This window comes from Embleya sp. AB8, from assembly GCF_049739465.1.
Taxonomy (GTDB): domain Bacteria; phylum Actinomycetota; class Actinomycetes; order Streptomycetales; family Streptomycetaceae; genus Embleya.
Genome location: NZ_JBMHHY010000015.1, coordinates 240,812 through 257,728, shown reverse-complemented (window position 1 = coordinate 257,728; position 16,917 = coordinate 240,812). Strand labels below are relative to the sequence as shown.

The following is a 16,917-nucleotide window of genomic DNA, read 5'->3' as shown; positions in this document are numbered from 1 at the left end:
GCGGCATGCCTGAGGCACCTGATGCACCTGAAGCACTGCGGATCGGGGTCACTCGACGCGACGTCGAGGAGTGGTTCGGGTCCGGGCCCGGTGACGTGGTGCGGTACGACCTGCCCGAGATCGCGCACGAGCCCACCCGGCGCTTCCTCGCCGAGGTGGGCCTGCCGCGCGAGGCGGCGCTGATCCGCTTCGACCCCGGCGGCGAGCAGGACGGGCTGATCGTGCTCGGCGAGTACGGCTCGCTGCGCACCCCGAGCCTGGCCGTGCTGCTGGACGGCGCGACCGGGCGGGTGTTCGCCGAGGAGCACTACGGCGACCCCGCGGTGATCTCGATGGATGTGTCCACGCTGGTGCGCAACGCCGGTCTGGTGGAGGCGATCCGCACCGGGCGCGGGCCGCTGCGCACCGGCGAGGAACTGCTCGACCTGCTCGGCGAGACCGAGCCCGAGCTGGATCCGGGGCACTCGTTCTGGCACACCTCGTTCGCGCTGTGGCAGCTGCGCCGCGCGGCGGTGCCGGGGGAGGGGTTGGCGGTCCGGATCACCCCGGCGATGCTCGACCTGGTCTACGAGGACGAGTTCTCCGGCTACGCGGAGCGGCAGTTGCCGGCCGCGATCACGCACGAGCCGACCCGCCGCTTCCTGCTCGACATCGGGCTGATCGACGCGTGGGCCTACCTGGACATGCGCAGCGACGGCAAACCGCTGCCCACCCTCGCCGAACTGGCCGCCGAGCGCCGGGCGGACTGGGACGACGCGCCGGCGCCGCCGCCGGACGCCGAGCACCTGGTGGTGCTCGGCTACGTCAGCGAGGACGGCGACCTGCTCGTGGACGGGCGTACCGGGGTGGTCCGGCGCTGGTACACCGGCGGCGACGAGCCGGTGACGGACACGCTCAACACCGACCTGTCCACGCTCGCCTTCACGATGTGGGTGATCGGCCGGATGCACCAGCAGGGCGAGCGGTTCGGGATCGGCATCCACGACGTGTGGGAGTCGATCGCGGTCGACCTGCTGTCCTCGGTGGACCCGCTCGCGTGGGCCGAGCCGGAGAGTTACTGGGAGCAGATGATCCTGGACGGGATCAACGGCCTGGGTCCCTGAGTCGGGGCCCGGATCCGCGTCCCGGATGCGGGATGCTTGACTGGAGGGGACGGCCGGCCCGGCCCGCCGTCACTCGTACCGCGACCGCTAGGGGAACCGAAGGTGACCATGTCGAATCCCGCGCTGCGTTACTCGCTCTACCGGCTCGGCATCTTCGCCGCGGCGTTCGCCGCGGTCATGGTCGTGTTCGGGCTCTTCGACCTGGACGGTCGGGGCAACGTGTTCATCGCGATCGCCATCGCGGCGTCGGTGTCGGCGCTGATCAGCTACAAGTTCCTGAACGCGCAGCGGGACGCGATGTCCGAAGCGCTGTACAACCGGGTCCAGGCGGCCAAGGAGCGGATCGCCGAGGACAACCGCGCCGAGGACGAGTCGGTGGCGTCGATCACCCGGGTCGCGGGGGAGACGTCCAAGGCCTGAGGCCGTGTCCGGCCCGCCTTGCCGGGCCCGCCTCGCCGGGCCCCTTCGCCAGGCCTGCCCGGTTGTGACCGCCCGTGTCGGCCTGCCGCGTTAGCCGCGTAAGCGAGGTGTGGCCGGCCGTGTCCGCCGGTGTCCATCGGTGTCCGCCGGTGTCCGGTCCGTAATTCTTTGCGTTTATCGGTTTAGTGTCGCTATCCTCACTCCCATGATCGGTGCAGGCGACACGCAGATGACGCACACGGCGGTGGGTTTCCCGCTCGTGTCCCGTCGTCATGTCGACCTGGGCCGTTGCTCCACCGCGCTGTGTCGCGGCTGACCGCCGCCGTGCCCCTGCCGGGCCGACCCGCTTGACGCTCGTCGCCCCGGCCGCCCGCACGCCGGCCCCAGGCGGCCGTTCTGCGCGAAGTATCGCTTCTTCTTCGTAGTTGTTCCTGCGGGCATTCGCGTGCCCATGTGATGCGCAGGTGTTGAAGCGCAGGTCCACGGCCGCTCCGTACCGCCACCCTCCGTCCCCACGGTGCCCGTTCAGGAGCCCTGCCTTGTCTGCAGTCGATTCGCTCAAGTCCCTGAAGAGAACGCCCTTCTGGGTCCAGATAGTCACCGGCCTCGTGCTCGGCGTGGTCCTCGGCTTCATCGCCAAGGAGTACAGCGTCGATTGGCTGACCGAGACGCTCACCCAGATCGGCACGATCTTCGTCCAGCTGCTCAAGCTGGCCGTGCCGCCGCTGGTGTTCACCGCGATCCTGGTCAGCGTCGTCAACCTGCGCAACGTCAACAACGCCGCCCGGCTCGCCGCCCGCACCCTGCAGTGGTTCCTGATCACCTCGCTGATCGCGGTCGGGATCGGCATCACCATCGGCTTGGTCACCAACCCGGGCGACGGCTTCAAGGCACCGGCCAAGGCCGATGTGTCCAAGCTGCACAACGGTGGCTGGCTGGACTTCCTGACCGGCATCATCCCGACCAACATCGTGAAGTCCTTCTCCGAGGTCAACGTCCTGCAGATCGTCTTCCTGGCGGTGGTGGTCGGCGCCGCGATCCTGTCGGTGGGAGCCAAGGCCGAACCGGCCATCAAGGCCGCCGAGATCGTCCTGGAGATCGTGCAGAAGGCCCTGTGGTGGGTCATCAAGCTGTCCCCGCTGGGCACCCTGGGCCTGATCGGCAAGTCGGTCGCCGTCTACGGCTGGGACCTGGTCAAGCCGCTGGGCACGTTCACCGCGGACATCTATGTCGGTTGCGCGCTGGTGCTGTTCGTGGTCTACCCGCTGCTGCTCGCGCTGGTCGGCAAGGTCAACCCGCTGCACTACTTCAAGGGCGCGTGGCCGGCCATCCAGCTCGCGTTCGTCTCGCGCTCCTCGGTCGGCACCATGCCGGTCACCCAGAAGGTCACCGAGCGCCTCGGCGTCCCCAAGGACTACGCCTCGTTCGCGGTGCCGTTCGGCGCCACCACCAAGATGGACGGTTGCGCCGCGATCTACCCGGCCGTCGCCGCGATCTTCGTGGCCGAGGTCTACGGGGTGAACCTGGGCATCAAGGACTACCTGCTGATCGCGTTCGTCTCGGTGATCGGTTCGGCCGCCACCGCCGGCCTCACCGGCGCGATCGTGATGCTCACCCTCACCCTCAGCACGGTCGGCCTCCCGCTGGAGGGCGTCGCCCTGCTGCTCGCCATCGACCCGATCCTGGACATGATGCGGACCGCGACGAACGTGGCCGGGCAGGTCGTGGTACCGATCCTGGTCTCGTCTCGGGAGAAGACGTTGGATCTGGAGATGTACAACAACCCGCGTGATCTGGACGCGCCCGACGAGCCGGTCACGGCGCACGTCCCGCTCCAGAAGACGCCGGAGCGTGAGCCGGTCGCGGTCTGACCCGCGCTCCCGCCGAAACGGCGCCCCCGATCCCCTCGTGCCGAAGGGGTCGGGGGCGCTTCGGTGTTCATGGGGTGTCCGGGATCCGCGCGGTGGCGTTCGTGTAGCGCTCGGCCAAGCGCCTGATGTAGGCGACCAGTTCGGGCGGCTCCTGCACCTCGAAGTCGGCGTCGAGCAGGCTGATGTAGACGGCCAGGTTCTCCATGCTGGACGCGACCGTCTCGAATACGCAGGTCTCCTCGTCGACCACGGCGAACGAGCCGAACCCCGGCGGTACCCGTTCGGCCACCGTGCCGATCGGGGCGCGGACCACCACTCGGGCCCGGTACTGGCCGCGGGCGCTTTCCACGCCCTGGCTCACGAACGCCGCCACGTCGCCGTCGGCGGGCAGTTCGCGCGGGGTGAAGCGCGGTCCGTGTGGGGGACGCGGGGTGATCCGGTCCATTCGGAAGGTGCGCCAGTCCTGGCGTTCGAGGTCCCAGGCGACCAGATACCAGCGGCCCATCCGGTGCACGAGCCGATAGGGCTCGACCCGGCGTGAGGACTCCTTGCCCGCGTGCGAGCTGTAGCCGAAGCGCAGTTGCTCGTGGTCGCGACACGCGCCGGCCAGTACGGTCATCACGTCCATGTCCACGGCCGGGCCGGTCTGGCGGACCGGGACGGTGTACTTCTGCAGCGCCTTGACCCGGCGGTGCAGTCGGGAGGGCAACACCTGGTCGAGCTTGGTGAGCGCGCGCAACATCGCCTCGTCCATGCCGTCCACGACACTGCCGGCGGCGATCCGCAGGCCGACCACGACGCTGACCGCCTCCTCGTCGTCGAGCAGCAGCGGCGGCAGTGCCTTGCCCGCGCCGAGCCGGTAGCCGCCGACCACGCCGCGGCGCGCGTGTACCGGATAGCCCAGGCCGCGCAGCCGTTCGATGTCGTAGCGGACGGTGCGCCCGCTCACCCCGAGTCGTTCGGCGAGTTCGGGACCGGTCCAGTCGGGCCGCGTCTGCATGAGCGAGAGCATGCGCAGGAGTCGCGCGGAGGTTTCCAACATGCCCCGAAGTCTGCCGGCCGGGGAGAGCAAAACAGGAACGGAGCTTGCCTGATTTATCTTTAGGTTTGGAGACGTGGAAAACAGCGGCGAGACGATCCTCGCAACCCCGTCCTCCAAGTCCTCCCGGCCCTCGGTGGGTACCAGGCAGCGCTGGCTCGGGCTGCTGGCGGTGCTGGCCGCCACGTTGATGAACCTGCTCGACTCCAGCGTGGTGGGCGTCGCGGCGCCCGCGATCCGCCGGGATCTGGGCGGGAGTTACGCGAGCCTGCAGTGGATCGCGGCCGGATACACGCTGGCGCTCGCGGTGGGCCTGCTCACCGGCGCTCGGCTCGGCGACATGTACGGCCGCCGGTTCATGCTGATGGTCGGCGTGGTCGGCTTCGTGGCGCTCTCGGTGGCATGCGCGGTCGCCTGGTCGCCGGAGACGCTGATCGTGGCGCGGGTGCTGCAGGGGTTGTGCGGCGCGTTGATGATCCCGCAGACGTTCGGGCTGATCCGGGATCTGTTCCCGCCGGCCGAGATCGGCAAGGCGTTCGCGGTGTTCGGCCCGGCGATCGGGCTGTCCACGGTGCTCGGGCCGATCGTCGCGGGTGTCCTGGTCGACGGCGACGTGTTCGGCACCGGGTGGCGGATGATCTTCCTGATCAACCTGCCGCTGGGCGCGTTCGCGCTGTTCGTCGGCGCCCGGGCGTTGCCGAGGGTGGCCCCGAGCGAGCGTGGTGGTCGGCTCGACGTGGTCGGCATGGCGCTGGCCGGGGTGGGCACCTTCATGCTCGTCCACCCGCTCGTCCAGGGCCGCGAACTGGGCTGGCCGGTCTGGTCGTTGGTGGAGTGCGCGGCCTCGCTGCCGGTGCTCGGCGCGTTTGCGGTCCACCAGTTGCGGCGGCAGGCGGCGGGACGGGTGCCGCTGATTCGGCTGGGTGTGTTCCGGCGGCGGTCGTACGCCTCGGGGGTCGGGTTCGTGATGGTCTTCTTCGGCGCGATCGTCGGGATGTCGATGGCGATCGGGCTGTTCCTGCAGATGGGCCTCGGTTACAGCCCGACCCGGGCGAGCCTGACCATGGGCGCGTGGGCGCTGGGCGCGTTCGTCGGGTCCGGGGTCAGCGGTGTGGTGATGGGCAAGCTGGGGCGGCGCATCCTGCACATCGGGTTGAGTGTGATGGCGGTCGGTATCGGGTGGCTCTACCTGGTCTTCGACCGGACGGGGACGGGCATCGGCAGCGGCGATCTGCTCGGCCCGCTCGCGGTGTTCGGGCTCGGCATGGGGATGATCTTCGTACCGGTCTTCGACATCATCATGGGCGAGGTCGAGGACCACGAGGTCGGCTCGGCGTCCGGCGCGCTGGAGTCCCTGCAACAGCTCGGCGCATCGCTCGGGATCGCGGTGCTCGGCACGGTGTTCTTCGGCGTGATCGGTGCCCAGGCCACGCACAACTTCGACACGTCGGCGGCGCCGAGGCTGCGCACGCAACTGTCGGCGGCGGGAGTCCCGGCAGCCACGCAGGACACGATCGTGGCCGGCCTGCGGGCGTGCGTGGACGCCCGGGAGAACGCGACGGACCCGGACCGGGTGCCGGCCGTTTGCGGGACGATCCCGGTCCCCGCGACTCCTTCGGCCGCGGGCGCGGTCGCCGCGGCGGGCGCCGAGACCCACACCCGCTCCTCGATCGACGCGGTCAAGCGCACGTCGCTGCTGGCCCTGGGCCTGACGGTGGTGGCGTTCGCGCTGGGCTTCCTGCTGCCGAGGCGGGCCCGGGAGAACCAGGTTGTGGCGGGGGAGGCGGCGAGTTCGACGCGGTTCGAGTCCGCGTCGCCGTCGACGGACGAGCGCGAGCCGGCACTGACCTGACCTCGGATTCGATTGCGACGCCGCCCGGCGCGAGACCCATGGTGGGTCTCGCGCCGGGCGGCGTTCGGGCGTCGCGTCGGTGGAGACGATGCCGGACATCGATCACTCGTCTGCTTCGACTTCGGGGAGGGCGGCGAGCGATTCGCGCGTGTGCCCATATGCGGCGAGGACGTCGTCGAGCGGCGTGCGCCTGCCGCTGCCGCCGCTGTCGGTTGCGGCGCGCGCGAGCACGAGTGCGAGATCACGGAGGTCCGCTTCGGCCGCTGCCAACTCCGTGAGACGGTCGATGCCCACGATCGCCGCCACGGGACGCCGACGCCGGGTCACGAGGAACTCGGCGCCCTGCTCCACGTCGGCCACCAGGCCGGACACGCCCTGGCGAGCCGCATCGGTGACCGAGATTTGGTGGGATGGGGGCATGATGGTTGGACTGTAGAGAAATCTGCTTATCGCCGTGCCGGTGCGCTCAGTTGCGCTGGTTGGTGGGGTGCGAGATGGGTTTCCGGTGGAGCTTCGGGGTGGGTCGGGGGCGCAGTTGCGCGGAGCGCCGGTAGGGCGCACAACGTCGCCAAGGGGAGTTCGGCGCAGCCGGCCATGGTGAGGGCGATGGTTCGGTCGAGGCCCGGGGCGGCGGTGAGGATGTCGAACCAGGCGTCGGCCAGCAGGAGGGCTGCGGTGGCGGCGGCCACCGGCGCGGCGCGGGGGTCGGCGCGGCGGAGCAGGGCGCCGGTGCCGAGCAGGCCGGCGGCGATCAGCGCGTCGAGGCCGATCCAGGCGGTGGACCAGTTGTGCGCCTCGGTGGTGGCGGGGAGGGCTTCGGCGAGCACGCAGATCCACGGGAGCAGGGCCGCCCCGGAGAGGGTGGCGATGGTGGCCAGGCGGGACTCCGGGAGGAGGGTGCGCAGCAGGGTGGGCATCGCCGTGTGCTCCTAATCCTGTTCGTGGGTCGGGACTTGCGGCCTCGCCCCGCCAGCCTCCCGGGTGCGCGGCGGGATGTCGGTGGTGGCGGATGCCGAGTTCGTGGTGGTACTGGGTTCACCTCTCCTCGGGATGCGGGGGACCTGGATCGGCTCGGGTTCGGTCCCTACCGTTTTGCGCATGAACCTTCCGTCCGCGGTGCCGGCTGGGATCGAGCGATTTCGCCGGCGGGTGACCTTCCTGGTCACCGGAGTGCTGCTGCACGGCGTCGCGTTGTGGTTGTGGATCTGGTTCCTGCTGCCGTTGTTCGTGGTGTCGGCGGCCGCCCTGGTGCCGGTCCTGCTCGCCGCGGCTTCGGTGGTGCCGAGGACCCGGTTGCAGCGGGGTAGGTTCGCGTGGATCGTCGGGGTCGAGATCCCGGCCACGCCGGCCATCCCCGGGCGCTACGGGCCGACTCGGGTCCATCGGCGGCTCGGATCGCGGACGTACTGGCGGCAGTTGGTCTTCCACCAGGCCGTCGGGCTGCTGCTCGGGGTCGCCGAGGCGGTCGTGCTGGCGTTGTGGGCGGCCGGTCTCGCGGCGGTGTTCGTCTTCGTCTGGGCCAGACCCGCCGAGGACTCGCCGGAGCAGGTGTTGGTGGTCGCGGCCGGCGTGGTCATCCTCGGCCTGGTGCCCAGGCTCGTGGACGCGCTGATCCGGTTCGAACAGCCGATTGCTCTGCGCCTGCTCGGGCCCAGCCTGGCCGAGGACTTGGCGCAGCGCGTCGAGGATCTGACCGAGCGCCGCGCCGACACCGTGGCCGCCGCCGACGCCGAGCGGCGCCGGATCGAGCGGGACCTGCACGACGGCGCCCAACAGCGCCTGGTCTCGCTCGCGGTCAACCTGGGACTGGCCCGGGTCACCCTGACCGACCTGCCCCCGGAGGCCCGCCGGGTCATCGACGACGCGCATCGTGAGGCCAAGGCGGCGATCGAGGAGCTGGGCCGGCTGGTCCGCGGGTTGCATCCGGTCGTACTCGAAGACCGGGGCCTGGACGCCGCGTTGTTCGGGGTCGCGGCCGGGTCCACGGTGCCGGTACGACTGCGCGTCGACCTGGCGTCGCGGCCGGCCCCGGCGGTCGAGGCGGTGGCCTACTTCGTGGTCACCGAGGCGCTGACCAACATCACCAAGCACGCCCGGGCCGAGCAGGCCGAGGTGAGCGTGGTCCGCGAGCGGGACATACTGCGGGTGTCCGTGACCGACGACGGTACGGGCGGCGCCGACCCCGCGGCGGGCAGCGGCCTGGCCGGGCTGCGTCGACGGGTCGCCTCGGTCGACGGGACCTTCCGGCTGAGCAGCCCGCGCGGCGGCCCGACCGTCATCACCGTGGAGTTGCCGTGCGTGCTGTGATCGCCGAGGACTCGGTCCTGTTGCGGATCGGGGTGGCGAAGGTGCTGGAGACGGCCGGCTTCCGGGTCGTGGCCGAAACGGCGGACGCCGAGGGCCTGTTGCGGGCGGTGGACGAACATCGACCGGACATCGCGGTGGTGGACGTACGGATGCCGCCGGGGTTCACCGACGAGGGCGTGCGGGCGGCGCTGGTGATTCGGCGGCAGTGGCCGGATACCGCGATTCTGCTCCTGTCGCAGTACGTGGAGGAGCGGTACGCGGCCGACCTGCTGTCCACGGACAGCGGCGGGGTCGGCTATCTGCTCAAGCAACGGGTCGCCGACGTCGAGGAGTTCATCGAGGCACTGCGCCGAGTAGCGGCGGGCGGCACGGCGTTGGATCCGCAGGTGGTCGCCCAACTGCTGGTACGCAGGGGCGCGGCCGACCCACTCGACCGCCTCACGCCACGCGAACTCGAAGTCCTCGGCCTGATGGCCGAGGGCCGCTCCAACGCCGGGATCGCGAGCCATCTGGTGGTGGGGGAGAGCGCGGTGGCCAAACACATCAACAACATCCTGGCCAAGCTGGACCTACCACCGGCCGAGGGGGCACATCGAAGGGTGCTGGCGGTACTGCGCTTCCTGGGCCGGGGGTGAGGCGGGGGCGGGCGGGTCGGGGTGTGTCCGTAGGCTCCGCCCATGGCGGCTTTCGAGGAAACGCTCGCGTCGGCGGGTCGGCGGCTGGGCGAGGTGTTGCGGCGGGCCGGTGTCGATGCGTCGTTCGGTCCCGGGCCGGTCGCCGAACTTCGGGATGTGGCCCGGGAGTTGGCGTTCTCTGCCGAACTGCGTGACCTCTACGCGACGGCCGGTCCGGTGCACCGCGTACACATCCCCGCCCCGCTCGGCGGGATCACCCTGACCCCCGGCCGGGAACTGGCGGCCTATCAGTCCGGCTACCGGACGAACGGCAACGACGGGCGCCGGCAAGCCGGTTGGCCGGACTCATGGGTGGTCGTCGCCGACCACTCGGCGGATCCGTTCATCGCCGACACCGGGACACCGGGCACCCCCGTCGGCATCGCGATGCACGGGTCGGGCTCCTGGCGGCCGTACTGGGTGGCCAGGACGCCCACCGACTTCCTCGGGCTCCTCGCCTGCTTCACCCAGGCCTACGTGGTGGAGTACCTCAACGGACCGGACGACGACGCGGGCGCGAGCGCGGATGCGGATGCCGACGAGATCCGGCCGCCCGCCTATCACGACCGGCTGGCCGCGCTCCTGCACGCGTCCGAGCCGGGCGTCGACGTCGCCGCGTTTCTGGACTACCTGAGCCAATAGGGCGGGTGAGGCGCGGTGGGGCGGGGTGCCCGGGCAGCGAGCCGCGCCCAGGCGCCCCGCCCCACCCCGAGCACCCCGCCTACGGCGAATCCGCCGTTCAGTACGCCACGGTGAACCGCTTGCCCCGGTGCTTCGGGTTCTCGATCTCGTCCAGCATCGCCACCGCGTAGTCCGCGACCGAGATCCGGCTCACCCCGTCCGCGTCCACGACCAGGTCGTCCAGGCCGGTGCGATAAGCCCCGGTCCGCTCGCCCGGCCCGATGTCGGCCGCGGGCGACAGGTACGTCCAGGTCACGTCGTCGACCGTGCGGTAGTGGTCCAGTGCCGCGCCCTGACCCCACATCACCTGGATCGCGAGCTCGGGCAGGCCCTCGCCGTCCCAGGCCCGCGAGCCGTCCGCCAGGCGCAGCGACCCGGCGCCGCCCACCACGAACAGGCCGAGCGCGGGGGCCTCGGCACCGAGCGAGCGCAGGCCCTCGGTCAGCGCCGCCGCCGCGGCGGCCACCAGGGCGGCGTGCGCGGCGCCGTCCACATAGTCGCCGCCGATCGCGCTGACCACCGCGTCGTGCCCGGCCGCGATCGAGGCGACGGAGCCCGGATCGGTCACGTCGCCGGTGACCACCGTCGATTTCTCGTGCGTCTCGGCGCCGCGCACCGAATACACCCTGACCCCACTCGGCGAAGGCCTGATCGAGACCTACCGCGCCGTCCAGGACTGGGCCGAGGCCCACGTATCCGAGGTCCTCGCCAACCGCGAGACCTACGACCGCACCCAGGGACGATAAGGATCTCCTCCTGAGGTAGCCCCGGGGGTCGAACGGGTGCGCGGGAGAATGGTCGTATGACAACGCCCGTCCGGCTTTCCGCGATCGATCTCGTCACGTACACCCCCGGTCTGGCCGCGCTGCTCGTCGACGCGGTGGAGGACGGGGCCGGGGTCGGCTTCCTGGCCCCGTTGCCGATCGACGCGGCGGCCGAGTGGTGGGCGGCGCAGGGGGCCGAGATACGCAGCAATCGCGTCATCGTGTGGGCGACCTCGGATCACCAGGGGGTCACCGGGACCATTCAGCTGCGCTTCGCCGGCATGCCGAACAGCCGGCATCGTGCCACGATCGCCAAGCTGCTCGTCCACCGGCGCGCCCGAGGCAACGGGCTGGCCCGCGAACTCCTGGCCACCGCCGAGCAGTTCGCCGCGGCGTCCGGGCGCAGCCTGCTCACCCTGGACACCCAGACCGGCAGCGACGCGGAGCGGCTGTACAAGCGGGCCGGCTGGGTCGAGTCGGGCGCGATCCCCTCCTACGCGGCGGATCCGTCGGGCGTACTGCGCTCCACCACGATCTTCCACAAGCACCTGGGCTGAGCCGGACGGGTTACCGTTGGAGGCGATATGACAACCAAGACCTCCAAGGGCGCCAGGCCCGAGCCGCTCGACGCCCGCCTGGACGCGATCGACAAGCTCCCGTCCCGCGCCAAGTTCCACCTTCCCGGTCGGGAACGCACCGTTGCCCTGACGCTGGGCGAGTCGGGCGTGCGCTGGTACGCGTACGACCTGATCGCCCGCCGCCTGGGCCCGGCCAAGCCCGCCAAGGAGGGCCGGCAGACCCCGTACCGGGGGCACCCGGTCTTCGTCGCGCAACACGCCACCGGCACGTGCTGCCGCGGCTGCCTCGAAGAGCTGCACGGCATCGCCAAGGGCCGGCCGCTGGACAAGGCCGAGCTCAACTACGTCGTCAATGTGATCTGCCGGTGGCTCGAGCGTGAGATCGGCCCGGTGGCCAAGCCGACCGGCCGCGGCGCCCGGGCGGCGCGCTCGGCGATGCCGACCGTGCCGGAGAACCCGACCGGCTCCACCAGGTCCGCCCGCGCCACCCGCGCGGCCAAGTCCCGCTGAGCCACACCGCTCACGACCCGGCCGGCGCGGCGGCGATGACCAGGTCGTCCGAGTAGACGCCCCAGGTACCGTCGGGCAACTGTCCCCGGATCTTGAGCACGTGTCCGAGCGCGGGCCGATCGCCCAGCGGCAGGCTGTACCGCACGTCGCCGGGCGGCGGTGCGACACCCCACATCACCGTGGTCAGGAACTGCCCGTCCAGGTAGACCTCGTAGCTCGCGACCGTCCCGTCCACGTCGGGCGGCGTCCAGGTCAGGTCGACGTACGTGCCGTCCACCGCGGTCCTGGGGATCGCCCGCAATCCGGTCGGCGCGGTGTTGCGGCCGTTGCCGGTGCCCTGTTCGGTGACGACGGTGACCGGGTTGCTCTCCGGTGACTTGTTGTCGGCGGCGTCGCGCGCGGTGACGGTGAAGTGGTACTCGGTGCCCGGCCGCAGTCCGGTGACCACCGCCGTGGTGTGATCCCCGGTCACGCTGTGCACCCGGACGCCGCCCTGCCAGATGTCGTACGCGGTCACCCCCACGTCGTCCGTGGCCGCCTCCCAGGCCAGCGTCGCGCCGTCCTTGCCCCGGGCCTGCCCGCGCGCGTCGCGCGGCGCGGTCGGCGGCACACGTTCGCCCTGCGCGACGGACAGTGTGGTGGCCGGCACCCGCGTGCTGGCCGGGGACACGTTGCCGGCCTTGTCCTTGGCCCGGACGAAGAACGAGTACGAGGTGCCCGGGGTCAGCCCGCCGACATCGACCATGTGCCGCCCGCCGGTCACGTCCAGCACCTTGGTGTCGCCGCGATACACCTCGAACACCGCGACACTCGGATCGGCCCGCCACATCACGTGCACCGACACCGAGCTCGACGCGAACGCACTCACCTCGATCGGCACCGCCGGCGCGGTGGTATCCCGCCCGCCATCGGAACACCCGGCCACCGCCAACGCGACGACCGAGCCGATCCACGCCATCCGCCGCACCACGATGCCTCTCTCCGCCGAGAGCAAATTGGTCTAGACATATATGGCACAGCACTCCACTCCCGAACAAGAGCAGGGCGGCCCACTCTCGTGCGGGTCTCTTCGCCCGAGATCGTCAGGCAGCAGCGCGCGGGGTCAGTCGGACGGTCAGCTCGGCATCCAATGCCTTGGCCAAGCGCTCCAGAACCTGAATCGTCGGGATGGTTCCACCGGCCTCGAAACGCGCCACGGCAGACTGCGTCATCCCGGCCGCGTCGGCCAGTACGGCCTGCGTGAGTCCGTGTCGTTCCCGCATCTCCCGCACGCTGCGCCCGAGCTCGAATGCGATGCGAGCCGCCTCATATGCCTCTTCCGCGCCCGCCTCCGCCATCCGACGTGAGCGGATCTCCTGCCAATCGCCGCGACCGGTCATGCGCCTACTCCTTGCCATCGTCGGCTGTATGAGCTTGCTCAATGCATCGTTGCAACGCTCGTCGGGCCCGTTCGACCTCGCGCGTCTCGACCATCCTCGTCTTGCGAAATACGGTCAGCAGAATGATCCTCCGCCCCGAAGCGATCCAGTAGGTGACCCGAAAGGCATCGCCATCCAGGTGAAAACGGAGCTCGCGAAGCTTGCCGTCCAACTGGCGCGTGTACGGCTCGCCAAGGAGCGGGCCCTGAGCAGCGACCAGATCGATGTAGAAGGCTGCCGATGCGAACTGCGCGATCGACAAGCCTTCAAGCCACGCCTGGACGTCCGGCTCCATTTCGACGGTACCCCAATTCATAGCGTTGATGCTATGAAGTCGAGCGAGACTCGCGGCTCGTTCGCCGAGCTTTTCACCCGACCGGGTATGACGAGGGATGCCTTGGGGTCGGCTGACACCCCGATCGCCGCCTGATCCACAAGACCGCCGCCGACGGCATTCGGATCGTGGCTGCCCGCGACGACTACGGCGGGTAGCGCCGTCGAACGGCGGACCGATCGCGCAGGACGTCGCCGCTTCCGAATTTGTTCGGCTGAGGCGGAGAAACCGTACCGAACACTTCGCGACGCTTGAGGACTCCCGCGCGCCTTCGTCGTCGAGCAAGGCCGCTCTCGTTGCCTTCGCGGGTAACTCCCACGAGCTCGCGGCGGACCCGGGCAGTCCGGTGGTTCCGGGCGCGGGAGGGTGCACCGACCGCTTCAATGGTCTTTGGAGCAACGCTTAGGAAACCGGGGGCATATCCATGATGCGCGTGGTGGCGGTGGGGACGGCGCTGGTGCTCGGTGGGGCGCTGCTGGTGGGGTGCTCGGGGGGCTCGTCCCATGGCAGTCCGTTCGGGCTGAAGAGGAGCGATTCGCCTACTGTCTCGGCGAGTTCGCGACAGACCAGCGAACCCCCGCCGCCGCCCTCGCCGGATCCGGTCACGCCCGCGCCGCCGGTGACGAGTGCGTCGGTCGGTGCCTCCGCGACCGCGCATGCCGATGTCGTGCTCACCGCCGCGCAGGCGCAGACCCTGGTCGGCACCGTTGCGCTGGTCCCCGCCGACTGGGGGCCGAACTATGTGCCGCAGGAGAAGAATTACGAGTACACCGGCCTCGATCGGGTGGTCACCGGCACCGACTGCAAGCAGGTGGTCCAGGGCACCGTCCCCGGCGCCCTGGCGACCATGGCGCGCTACGTGTACATCCCGGACGGCAAGCCGAGCGTGGACAATCTCAGCAAGACGCTCGCCACGTCGTCCGCGACGGTCTACTCCAGTACGGCCGCCGCCCGCACCGACATGCAGACCGGCGTCGCCGACGGGCGGCGTTGCCCGGATCAGGTGCTCGTCGGGGACGAGCAGCTCAACGGGATCCAGATCCTCGACCTGACCGTGCAGGGCATCGACGAGGTACATGTCGCGCGCGCCCAGTGGTTCGGCGGCCACGGCGGCGCGCCGTTCCGGTACGTGTGGGTGACGGCACGTCAGGGCCAGGCGGTGCTCACCGCGGCGGTGGTCGACCGCGGCGACAAGACGTTCGAGTCGGCCAAGAACCAGGCCATCGACGCGCTCGCCAAGATGGTCGCCCGGACCCAGCTGCAACTGCGCTGATCCGGGACAACATGGCTGATTACCATGGGGGTTCACGTTCACGGGGGGATCATCGGCATGTCCGGCACGAGCAGCACCGCAGTCCGCGCGATCGGTCCGATACTCGGCGCCCTGATGCTGGCGGCGACGGGGTGCGCGAAGAGCGGCGGTGACCCGTTCGCGGTCACCCCGAACACGGCGCCGGCGAGCGCCCCTTCCGGCAACCCGGGCGCCGCCGGCGCCCCGGTCACCACCTCCGCGCCGCCGAACCGCACCCCCGAGCAGGCCCAGGCGCTCGCCACTTCCATAGCGCTCACCCCCGAGGACTGGGGGACCGGCTTCGTCAAGCAGAGCACGTACGAGTTCGCCGGCAAGACCTGGACGGACTACGCCGCCGACTGCACCCAGCAGACCGTCCCGCTGGCGCCGAGCATCATCGGCCAGTGGGTACGCCAGGTGCAACTGCCGGACGCCGCACAGCCCAACACCCTCTCCAGCGGCAGTACCAGCACGATCGTGCACAAGGACGCGCGCGGTGCGCACGACCAGGTGCAGAACGCGCACCAGGTCAAGGACCGCTGCCCGACCCGCACCTACACCGACGGCACCCAGGCCAAGGACACCCCGGGCGCCGCGCAGCCGGTGTTCCCCGAGGCCGACGAGGTGTTCGCCGAGGAGGGCACGATGAACCTCAAGTCGGGCGGCATCCCGTACGTTTATGTGGTGGTGACCGTGCGTAAGGAAGCGGTGGCGATGTCCGCCTACTTCAGCGCCCCCGGCGCCGACCGGCTGCCGGACGTACGCACCCGTACCGTGCAGGCCGCCCGGCTGATGCTCGACCGACTGCTGCGCGCCTAGGCTCGGACTCCGGTCCGGGCGACCCGACCGACCCGTCTCCGATCGCATACCTCCGCGAAAGCGGATGTGCGCCGAAGGGCGCTCGGCCGGATACCGTTTCGGTCATGACCCAATCGCACGGCTTTGAGACCCTGGCGATCCATGCCGGGCAGGAACCCGACCCGCTGACCGGGGCCGTGGTTACGCCGATCTACCAGGTGTCCACGTACAAGCAGGACGGCGTCGGCGGGCTGCGTGGCGGCTACGAGTACAGCCGCTCCGGCAACCCGACCCGTACCGCCCTGGAGGAATGCATCGCGGCCCTGGAGGCCGGCACCAGGGCGCTGACCTTCGCCTCCGGACTGGCCGCCGAGGACTGCCTGTTGCGCGCCCTGTGCGCGCCGGGCGATCACGCGGTGATCCCGGACGACGCCTATGGCGGTACGTACCGACTGTTCGCGAAGGTCGCCTCCCGGTGGGGGATCGACTACACGCCCGCGCACGCCGGCGACCTCGACGCGGTGCGCGCGGCGATCCGGCCGGGCGTGACGAAGATCGTCTGGTGCGAGACGCCGAGCAACCCGCTCCTGGGCGTCGCGGACATCGCCGCGCTCGCGGCCGTCGCGCACGACGCGGGGGCGCTGTTCGTGGTGGACAACACATTCGCGTCGCCCTACCTCCAGCAGCCGCTGACGCTGGGCGCGGACGTGGTGGTGCACTCGACGACCAAGTACATGGGCGGGCACTCCGACGTGATCGGCGGCGCGCTCGTGGTGAACGACGCGGCGCTGGCCGCCGAGTTGGTGTTCCACCAGAACGCGATGGGCGCGGTGCCGGCGCCGTTCGACGCGTGGCTGACGCTGCGCGGCCTGAAGACGCTAGGTGTCCGGATGGACCGGCACTGCGCGAACGCGGAGCGGATCGTGGACCTGCTGTCGCGGCACTCGAAGGTCGCCGAGGTGCTGTATCCGGGGTTGCCCGGCCACCCGGGACACGACGTCGCGGTCAAGCAGATGAAGGCGTTCGGCGGCATGGTGTCGTTCCGCGTGCACGGCGGCGAGGAGGCCGCCGTCGAGGTGTGCAATCGGACCGAACTGTTCACCCTGGGCGAGTCCCTGGGCGGCGTCGAGTCGCTGATCGAACACCCCGGCCGGATGACCCACGCCTCGGCGGCCGGCTCTCCGCTGGAGGTCCCCGGCGACCTGGTCCGCCTGTCGGTGGGCATCGAGTCCGCCGACGACCTGCTGGCCGACCTGGAACGTGCCCTGGCCTGACGA

At 70.7% G+C, this 16,917-nt stretch carries 19 protein-coding genes and 1 pseudogene; 13 read left to right on the top strand and 7 right to left on the bottom strand.

Annotation, left to right across the window (positions count from 1 at the left end):
* Positions 1 to 5 precede the first annotated feature (5 nt).
* From ABIA38_RS23805 to ABIA38_RS23795, 3 genes are all read left to right on the top strand, one after another.
* Positions 6 to 1,103 (top strand): SUKH-4 family immunity protein, encoded by a 1,098-nt coding sequence (locus tag ABIA38_RS23805; protein ID WP_424640805.1) that lies wholly within the window; start codon positions 6 to 8, stop codon positions 1,101 to 1,103.
* Between the two features lie 108 nt (positions 1,104 to 1,211).
* Entirely contained in the window at positions 1,212 to 1,523 is a 312-nt protein-coding gene (locus ABIA38_RS23800; protein WP_424640835.1) for a DUF4229 domain-containing protein, read from the top strand.
* 539 nt (positions 1,524 to 2,062) lie between these two features.
* Positions 2,063 to 3,394: a dicarboxylate/amino acid:cation symporter gene (locus tag ABIA38_RS23795; RefSeq protein ID WP_424640804.1), complete on the top strand. Its 1,332-nt coding sequence runs from the start codon at positions 2,063 to 2,065 to the stop codon at positions 3,392 to 3,394.
* A gap of 67 nt (positions 3,395 to 3,461) precedes the next feature.
* On the opposite strand, the gene ABIA38_RS23790 is transcribed toward ABIA38_RS23795, so the two are convergent.
* Positions 3,462 to 4,436 (bottom strand): helix-turn-helix transcriptional regulator, encoded by a 975-nt coding sequence (locus tag ABIA38_RS23790; RefSeq protein WP_424640803.1) that lies wholly within the window; start codon positions 4,434 to 4,436, stop codon positions 3,462 to 3,464.
* Positions 4,437 to 4,509: 73 nt separating this feature from the next.
* Here ABIA38_RS23790 and ABIA38_RS23785 point away from each other — a divergent pair, with 73 nt between their 5' ends.
* A complete protein-coding gene (locus ABIA38_RS23785; protein ID WP_424640802.1) occupies positions 4,510 to 6,285 on the top strand; it encodes an MFS transporter in 1,776 nt (591 codons plus the stop codon).
* A 102-nt stretch (positions 6,286 to 6,387) separates the two neighbouring features.
* Here the strand turns inward: ABIA38_RS23785 and ABIA38_RS23780 are convergent, their stop codons facing one another.
* Positions 6,388 to 6,705, bottom strand: coding sequence for a prevent-host-death family protein (locus ABIA38_RS23780; RefSeq protein ID WP_424640801.1), 318 nt, complete (start codon positions 6,703 to 6,705; stop codon positions 6,388 to 6,390).
* A 26-nt stretch (positions 6,706 to 6,731) separates the two neighbouring features.
* A complete protein-coding gene (locus tag ABIA38_RS23775; protein ID WP_424640800.1) occupies positions 6,732 to 7,202 on the bottom strand; it encodes a hypothetical protein in 471 nt (156 codons plus the stop codon).
* Between the two features lie 181 nt (positions 7,203 to 7,383).
* Between ABIA38_RS23775 and ABIA38_RS23770 the strand changes: the two genes are divergently transcribed.
* Genes ABIA38_RS23770 through ABIA38_RS23760 form a run of 3 tightly spaced genes read left to right on the top strand, consistent with a single transcriptional unit; the run spans position 7,384 to position 9,908 of the window.
* Entirely contained in the window at positions 7,384 to 8,592 is a 1,209-nt protein-coding gene (locus tag ABIA38_RS23770) for a sensor histidine kinase (protein WP_424640799.1), read from the top strand.
* Positions 8,580 to 9,227: a response regulator gene (locus ABIA38_RS23765; protein WP_424640798.1), complete on the top strand. Its 648-nt coding sequence runs from the start codon at positions 8,580 to 8,582 to the stop codon at positions 9,225 to 9,227. Before ABIA38_RS23770 ends, ABIA38_RS23765 begins: the two co-directional genes overlap by 13 nt.
* 42 nt (positions 9,228 to 9,269) lie before the next feature.
* Positions 9,270 to 9,908, top strand: coding sequence for a hypothetical protein (locus tag ABIA38_RS23760; RefSeq protein WP_424640796.1), 639 nt, complete (start codon positions 9,270 to 9,272; stop codon positions 9,906 to 9,908).
* A gap of 97 nt (positions 9,909 to 10,005) precedes the next feature.
* Here ABIA38_RS23760 and ABIA38_RS23755 read toward each other — a convergent pair.
* Positions 10,006 to 10,551: pseudogene (locus tag ABIA38_RS23755) on the bottom strand (NAD(P)-dependent oxidoreductase); the annotation flags it as partial.
* Here ABIA38_RS23755 and ABIA38_RS23750 point away from each other — a divergent pair.
* The 3 genes from ABIA38_RS23750 to ABIA38_RS23740 are packed head-to-tail and all read left to right on the top strand — an operon-like array spanning position 10,523 to position 11,799.
* Entirely contained in the window at positions 10,523 to 10,693 is a 171-nt protein-coding gene (locus ABIA38_RS23750; RefSeq protein ID WP_424640795.1) for a hypothetical protein, read from the top strand. The pseudogene ABIA38_RS23755 and the gene ABIA38_RS23750 sit on opposite strands and share 29 nt — an antisense overlap.
* A gap of 56 nt (positions 10,694 to 10,749) precedes the next feature.
* A complete protein-coding gene (locus ABIA38_RS23745) occupies positions 10,750 to 11,268 on the top strand; it encodes a GNAT family N-acetyltransferase (RefSeq protein WP_424640794.1) in 519 nt (172 codons plus the stop codon).
* A 27-nt stretch (positions 11,269 to 11,295) separates the two neighbouring features.
* Positions 11,296 to 11,799 carry a DUF4186 domain-containing protein gene (locus ABIA38_RS23740; protein WP_424640793.1) on the top strand — a complete coding sequence of 168 codons (504 nt, stop codon included), beginning with the start codon at positions 11,296 to 11,298 and terminating at the stop codon, positions 11,797 to 11,799.
* 10 nt (positions 11,800 to 11,809) lie between these two features.
* On the opposite strand, the gene ABIA38_RS23735 is transcribed toward ABIA38_RS23740, so the two are convergent.
* The 3 genes from ABIA38_RS23735 to ABIA38_RS23725 form a co-directional block, all read right to left on the bottom strand.
* Positions 11,810 to 12,757 (bottom strand): fibronectin type III domain-containing protein, encoded by a 948-nt coding sequence (locus tag ABIA38_RS23735; protein WP_424640792.1) that lies wholly within the window; start codon positions 12,755 to 12,757, stop codon positions 11,810 to 11,812.
* Positions 12,758 to 12,881: 124 nt separating this feature from the next.
* Positions 12,882 to 13,178, bottom strand: coding sequence for a helix-turn-helix domain-containing protein (locus ABIA38_RS23730; RefSeq protein ID WP_424640791.1), 297 nt, complete (start codon positions 13,176 to 13,178; stop codon positions 12,882 to 12,884).
* Between the two features lie 4 nt (positions 13,179 to 13,182).
* Positions 13,183 to 13,533, bottom strand: coding sequence for a type II toxin-antitoxin system RelE/ParE family toxin (locus tag ABIA38_RS23725; protein WP_424640790.1), 351 nt, complete (start codon positions 13,531 to 13,533; stop codon positions 13,183 to 13,185).
* Positions 13,534 to 13,975: 442 nt separating this feature from the next.
* On the opposite strand from ABIA38_RS23725, the gene ABIA38_RS23720 reads away from it, so the two are divergent.
* From ABIA38_RS23720 to ABIA38_RS23710, 3 genes are all read left to right on the top strand, one after another.
* A complete protein-coding gene (locus ABIA38_RS23720; protein ID WP_424640789.1) occupies positions 13,976 to 14,824 on the top strand; it encodes a hypothetical protein in 849 nt (282 codons plus the stop codon).
* A 57-nt stretch (positions 14,825 to 14,881) separates the two neighbouring features.
* Positions 14,882 to 15,661 carry a hypothetical protein gene (locus ABIA38_RS23715; RefSeq protein WP_424640788.1) on the top strand — a complete coding sequence of 260 codons (780 nt, stop codon included), beginning with the start codon at positions 14,882 to 14,884 and terminating at the stop codon, positions 15,659 to 15,661.
* Between the two features lie 104 nt (positions 15,662 to 15,765).
* Positions 15,766 to 16,914: a cystathionine gamma-synthase gene (locus tag ABIA38_RS23710; protein ID WP_424640787.1), complete on the top strand. Its 1,149-nt coding sequence runs from the start codon at positions 15,766 to 15,768 to the stop codon at positions 16,912 to 16,914.
* Positions 16,915 to 16,917 lie beyond the last annotated feature (3 nt).

Bases quoted from the DNA above. Each gene is read 5' to 3' on its own strand.
- ABIA38_RS23805 (WP_424640805.1), top strand. From the start codon at position 6: ATGCCTGAGGCACCTGATGCACCTGAAGCACTGCGGATCGGGGTCACT.
- ABIA38_RS23800 (WP_424640835.1), top strand. From the start codon at position 1,212: ATGTCGAATCCCGCGCTGCGTTACTCGCTCTACCGGCTCGGCATCTTC.
- ABIA38_RS23790 (WP_424640803.1), bottom strand. From the start codon at position 4,436: ATGTTGGAAACCTCCGCGCGACTCCTGCGCATGCTCTCGCTCATGCAG.
- ABIA38_RS23780 (WP_424640801.1), bottom strand. From the start codon at position 6,705: ATGCCCCCATCCCACCAAATCTCGGTCACCGATGCGGCTCGCCAGGGC.
- ABIA38_RS23775 (WP_424640800.1), bottom strand. From the start codon at position 7,202: ATGCCCACCCTGCTGCGCACCCTCCTCCCGGAGTCCCGCCTGGCCACC.
- ABIA38_RS23770 (WP_424640799.1), top strand. From the start codon at position 7,384: ATGAACCTTCCGTCCGCGGTGCCGGCTGGGATCGAGCGATTTCGCCGG.
- ABIA38_RS23760 (WP_424640796.1), top strand. From the start codon at position 9,270: ATGGCGGCTTTCGAGGAAACGCTCGCGTCGGCGGGTCGGCGGCTGGGC.
- ABIA38_RS23745 (WP_424640794.1), top strand. From the start codon at position 10,750: ATGACAACGCCCGTCCGGCTTTCCGCGATCGATCTCGTCACGTACACC.
- ABIA38_RS23740 (WP_424640793.1), top strand. From the start codon at position 11,296: ATGACAACCAAGACCTCCAAGGGCGCCAGGCCCGAGCCGCTCGACGCC.
- ABIA38_RS23735 (WP_424640792.1), bottom strand. From the start codon at position 12,757: ATGGCGTGGATCGGCTCGGTCGTCGCGTTGGCGGTGGCCGGGTGTTCC.
- ABIA38_RS23730 (WP_424640791.1), bottom strand. From the start codon at position 13,178: ATGACCGGTCGCGGCGATTGGCAGGAGATCCGCTCACGTCGGATGGCG.
- ABIA38_RS23725 (WP_424640790.1), bottom strand. From the start codon at position 13,533: ATGAATTGGGGTACCGTCGAAATGGAGCCGGACGTCCAGGCGTGGCTT.
- ABIA38_RS23720 (WP_424640789.1), top strand. From the start codon at position 13,976: ATGATGCGCGTGGTGGCGGTGGGGACGGCGCTGGTGCTCGGTGGGGCG.
- ABIA38_RS23715 (WP_424640788.1), top strand. From the start codon at position 14,882: ATGTCCGGCACGAGCAGCACCGCAGTCCGCGCGATCGGTCCGATACTC.
- ABIA38_RS23710 (WP_424640787.1), top strand. From the start codon at position 15,766: ATGACCCAATCGCACGGCTTTGAGACCCTGGCGATCCATGCCGGGCAG.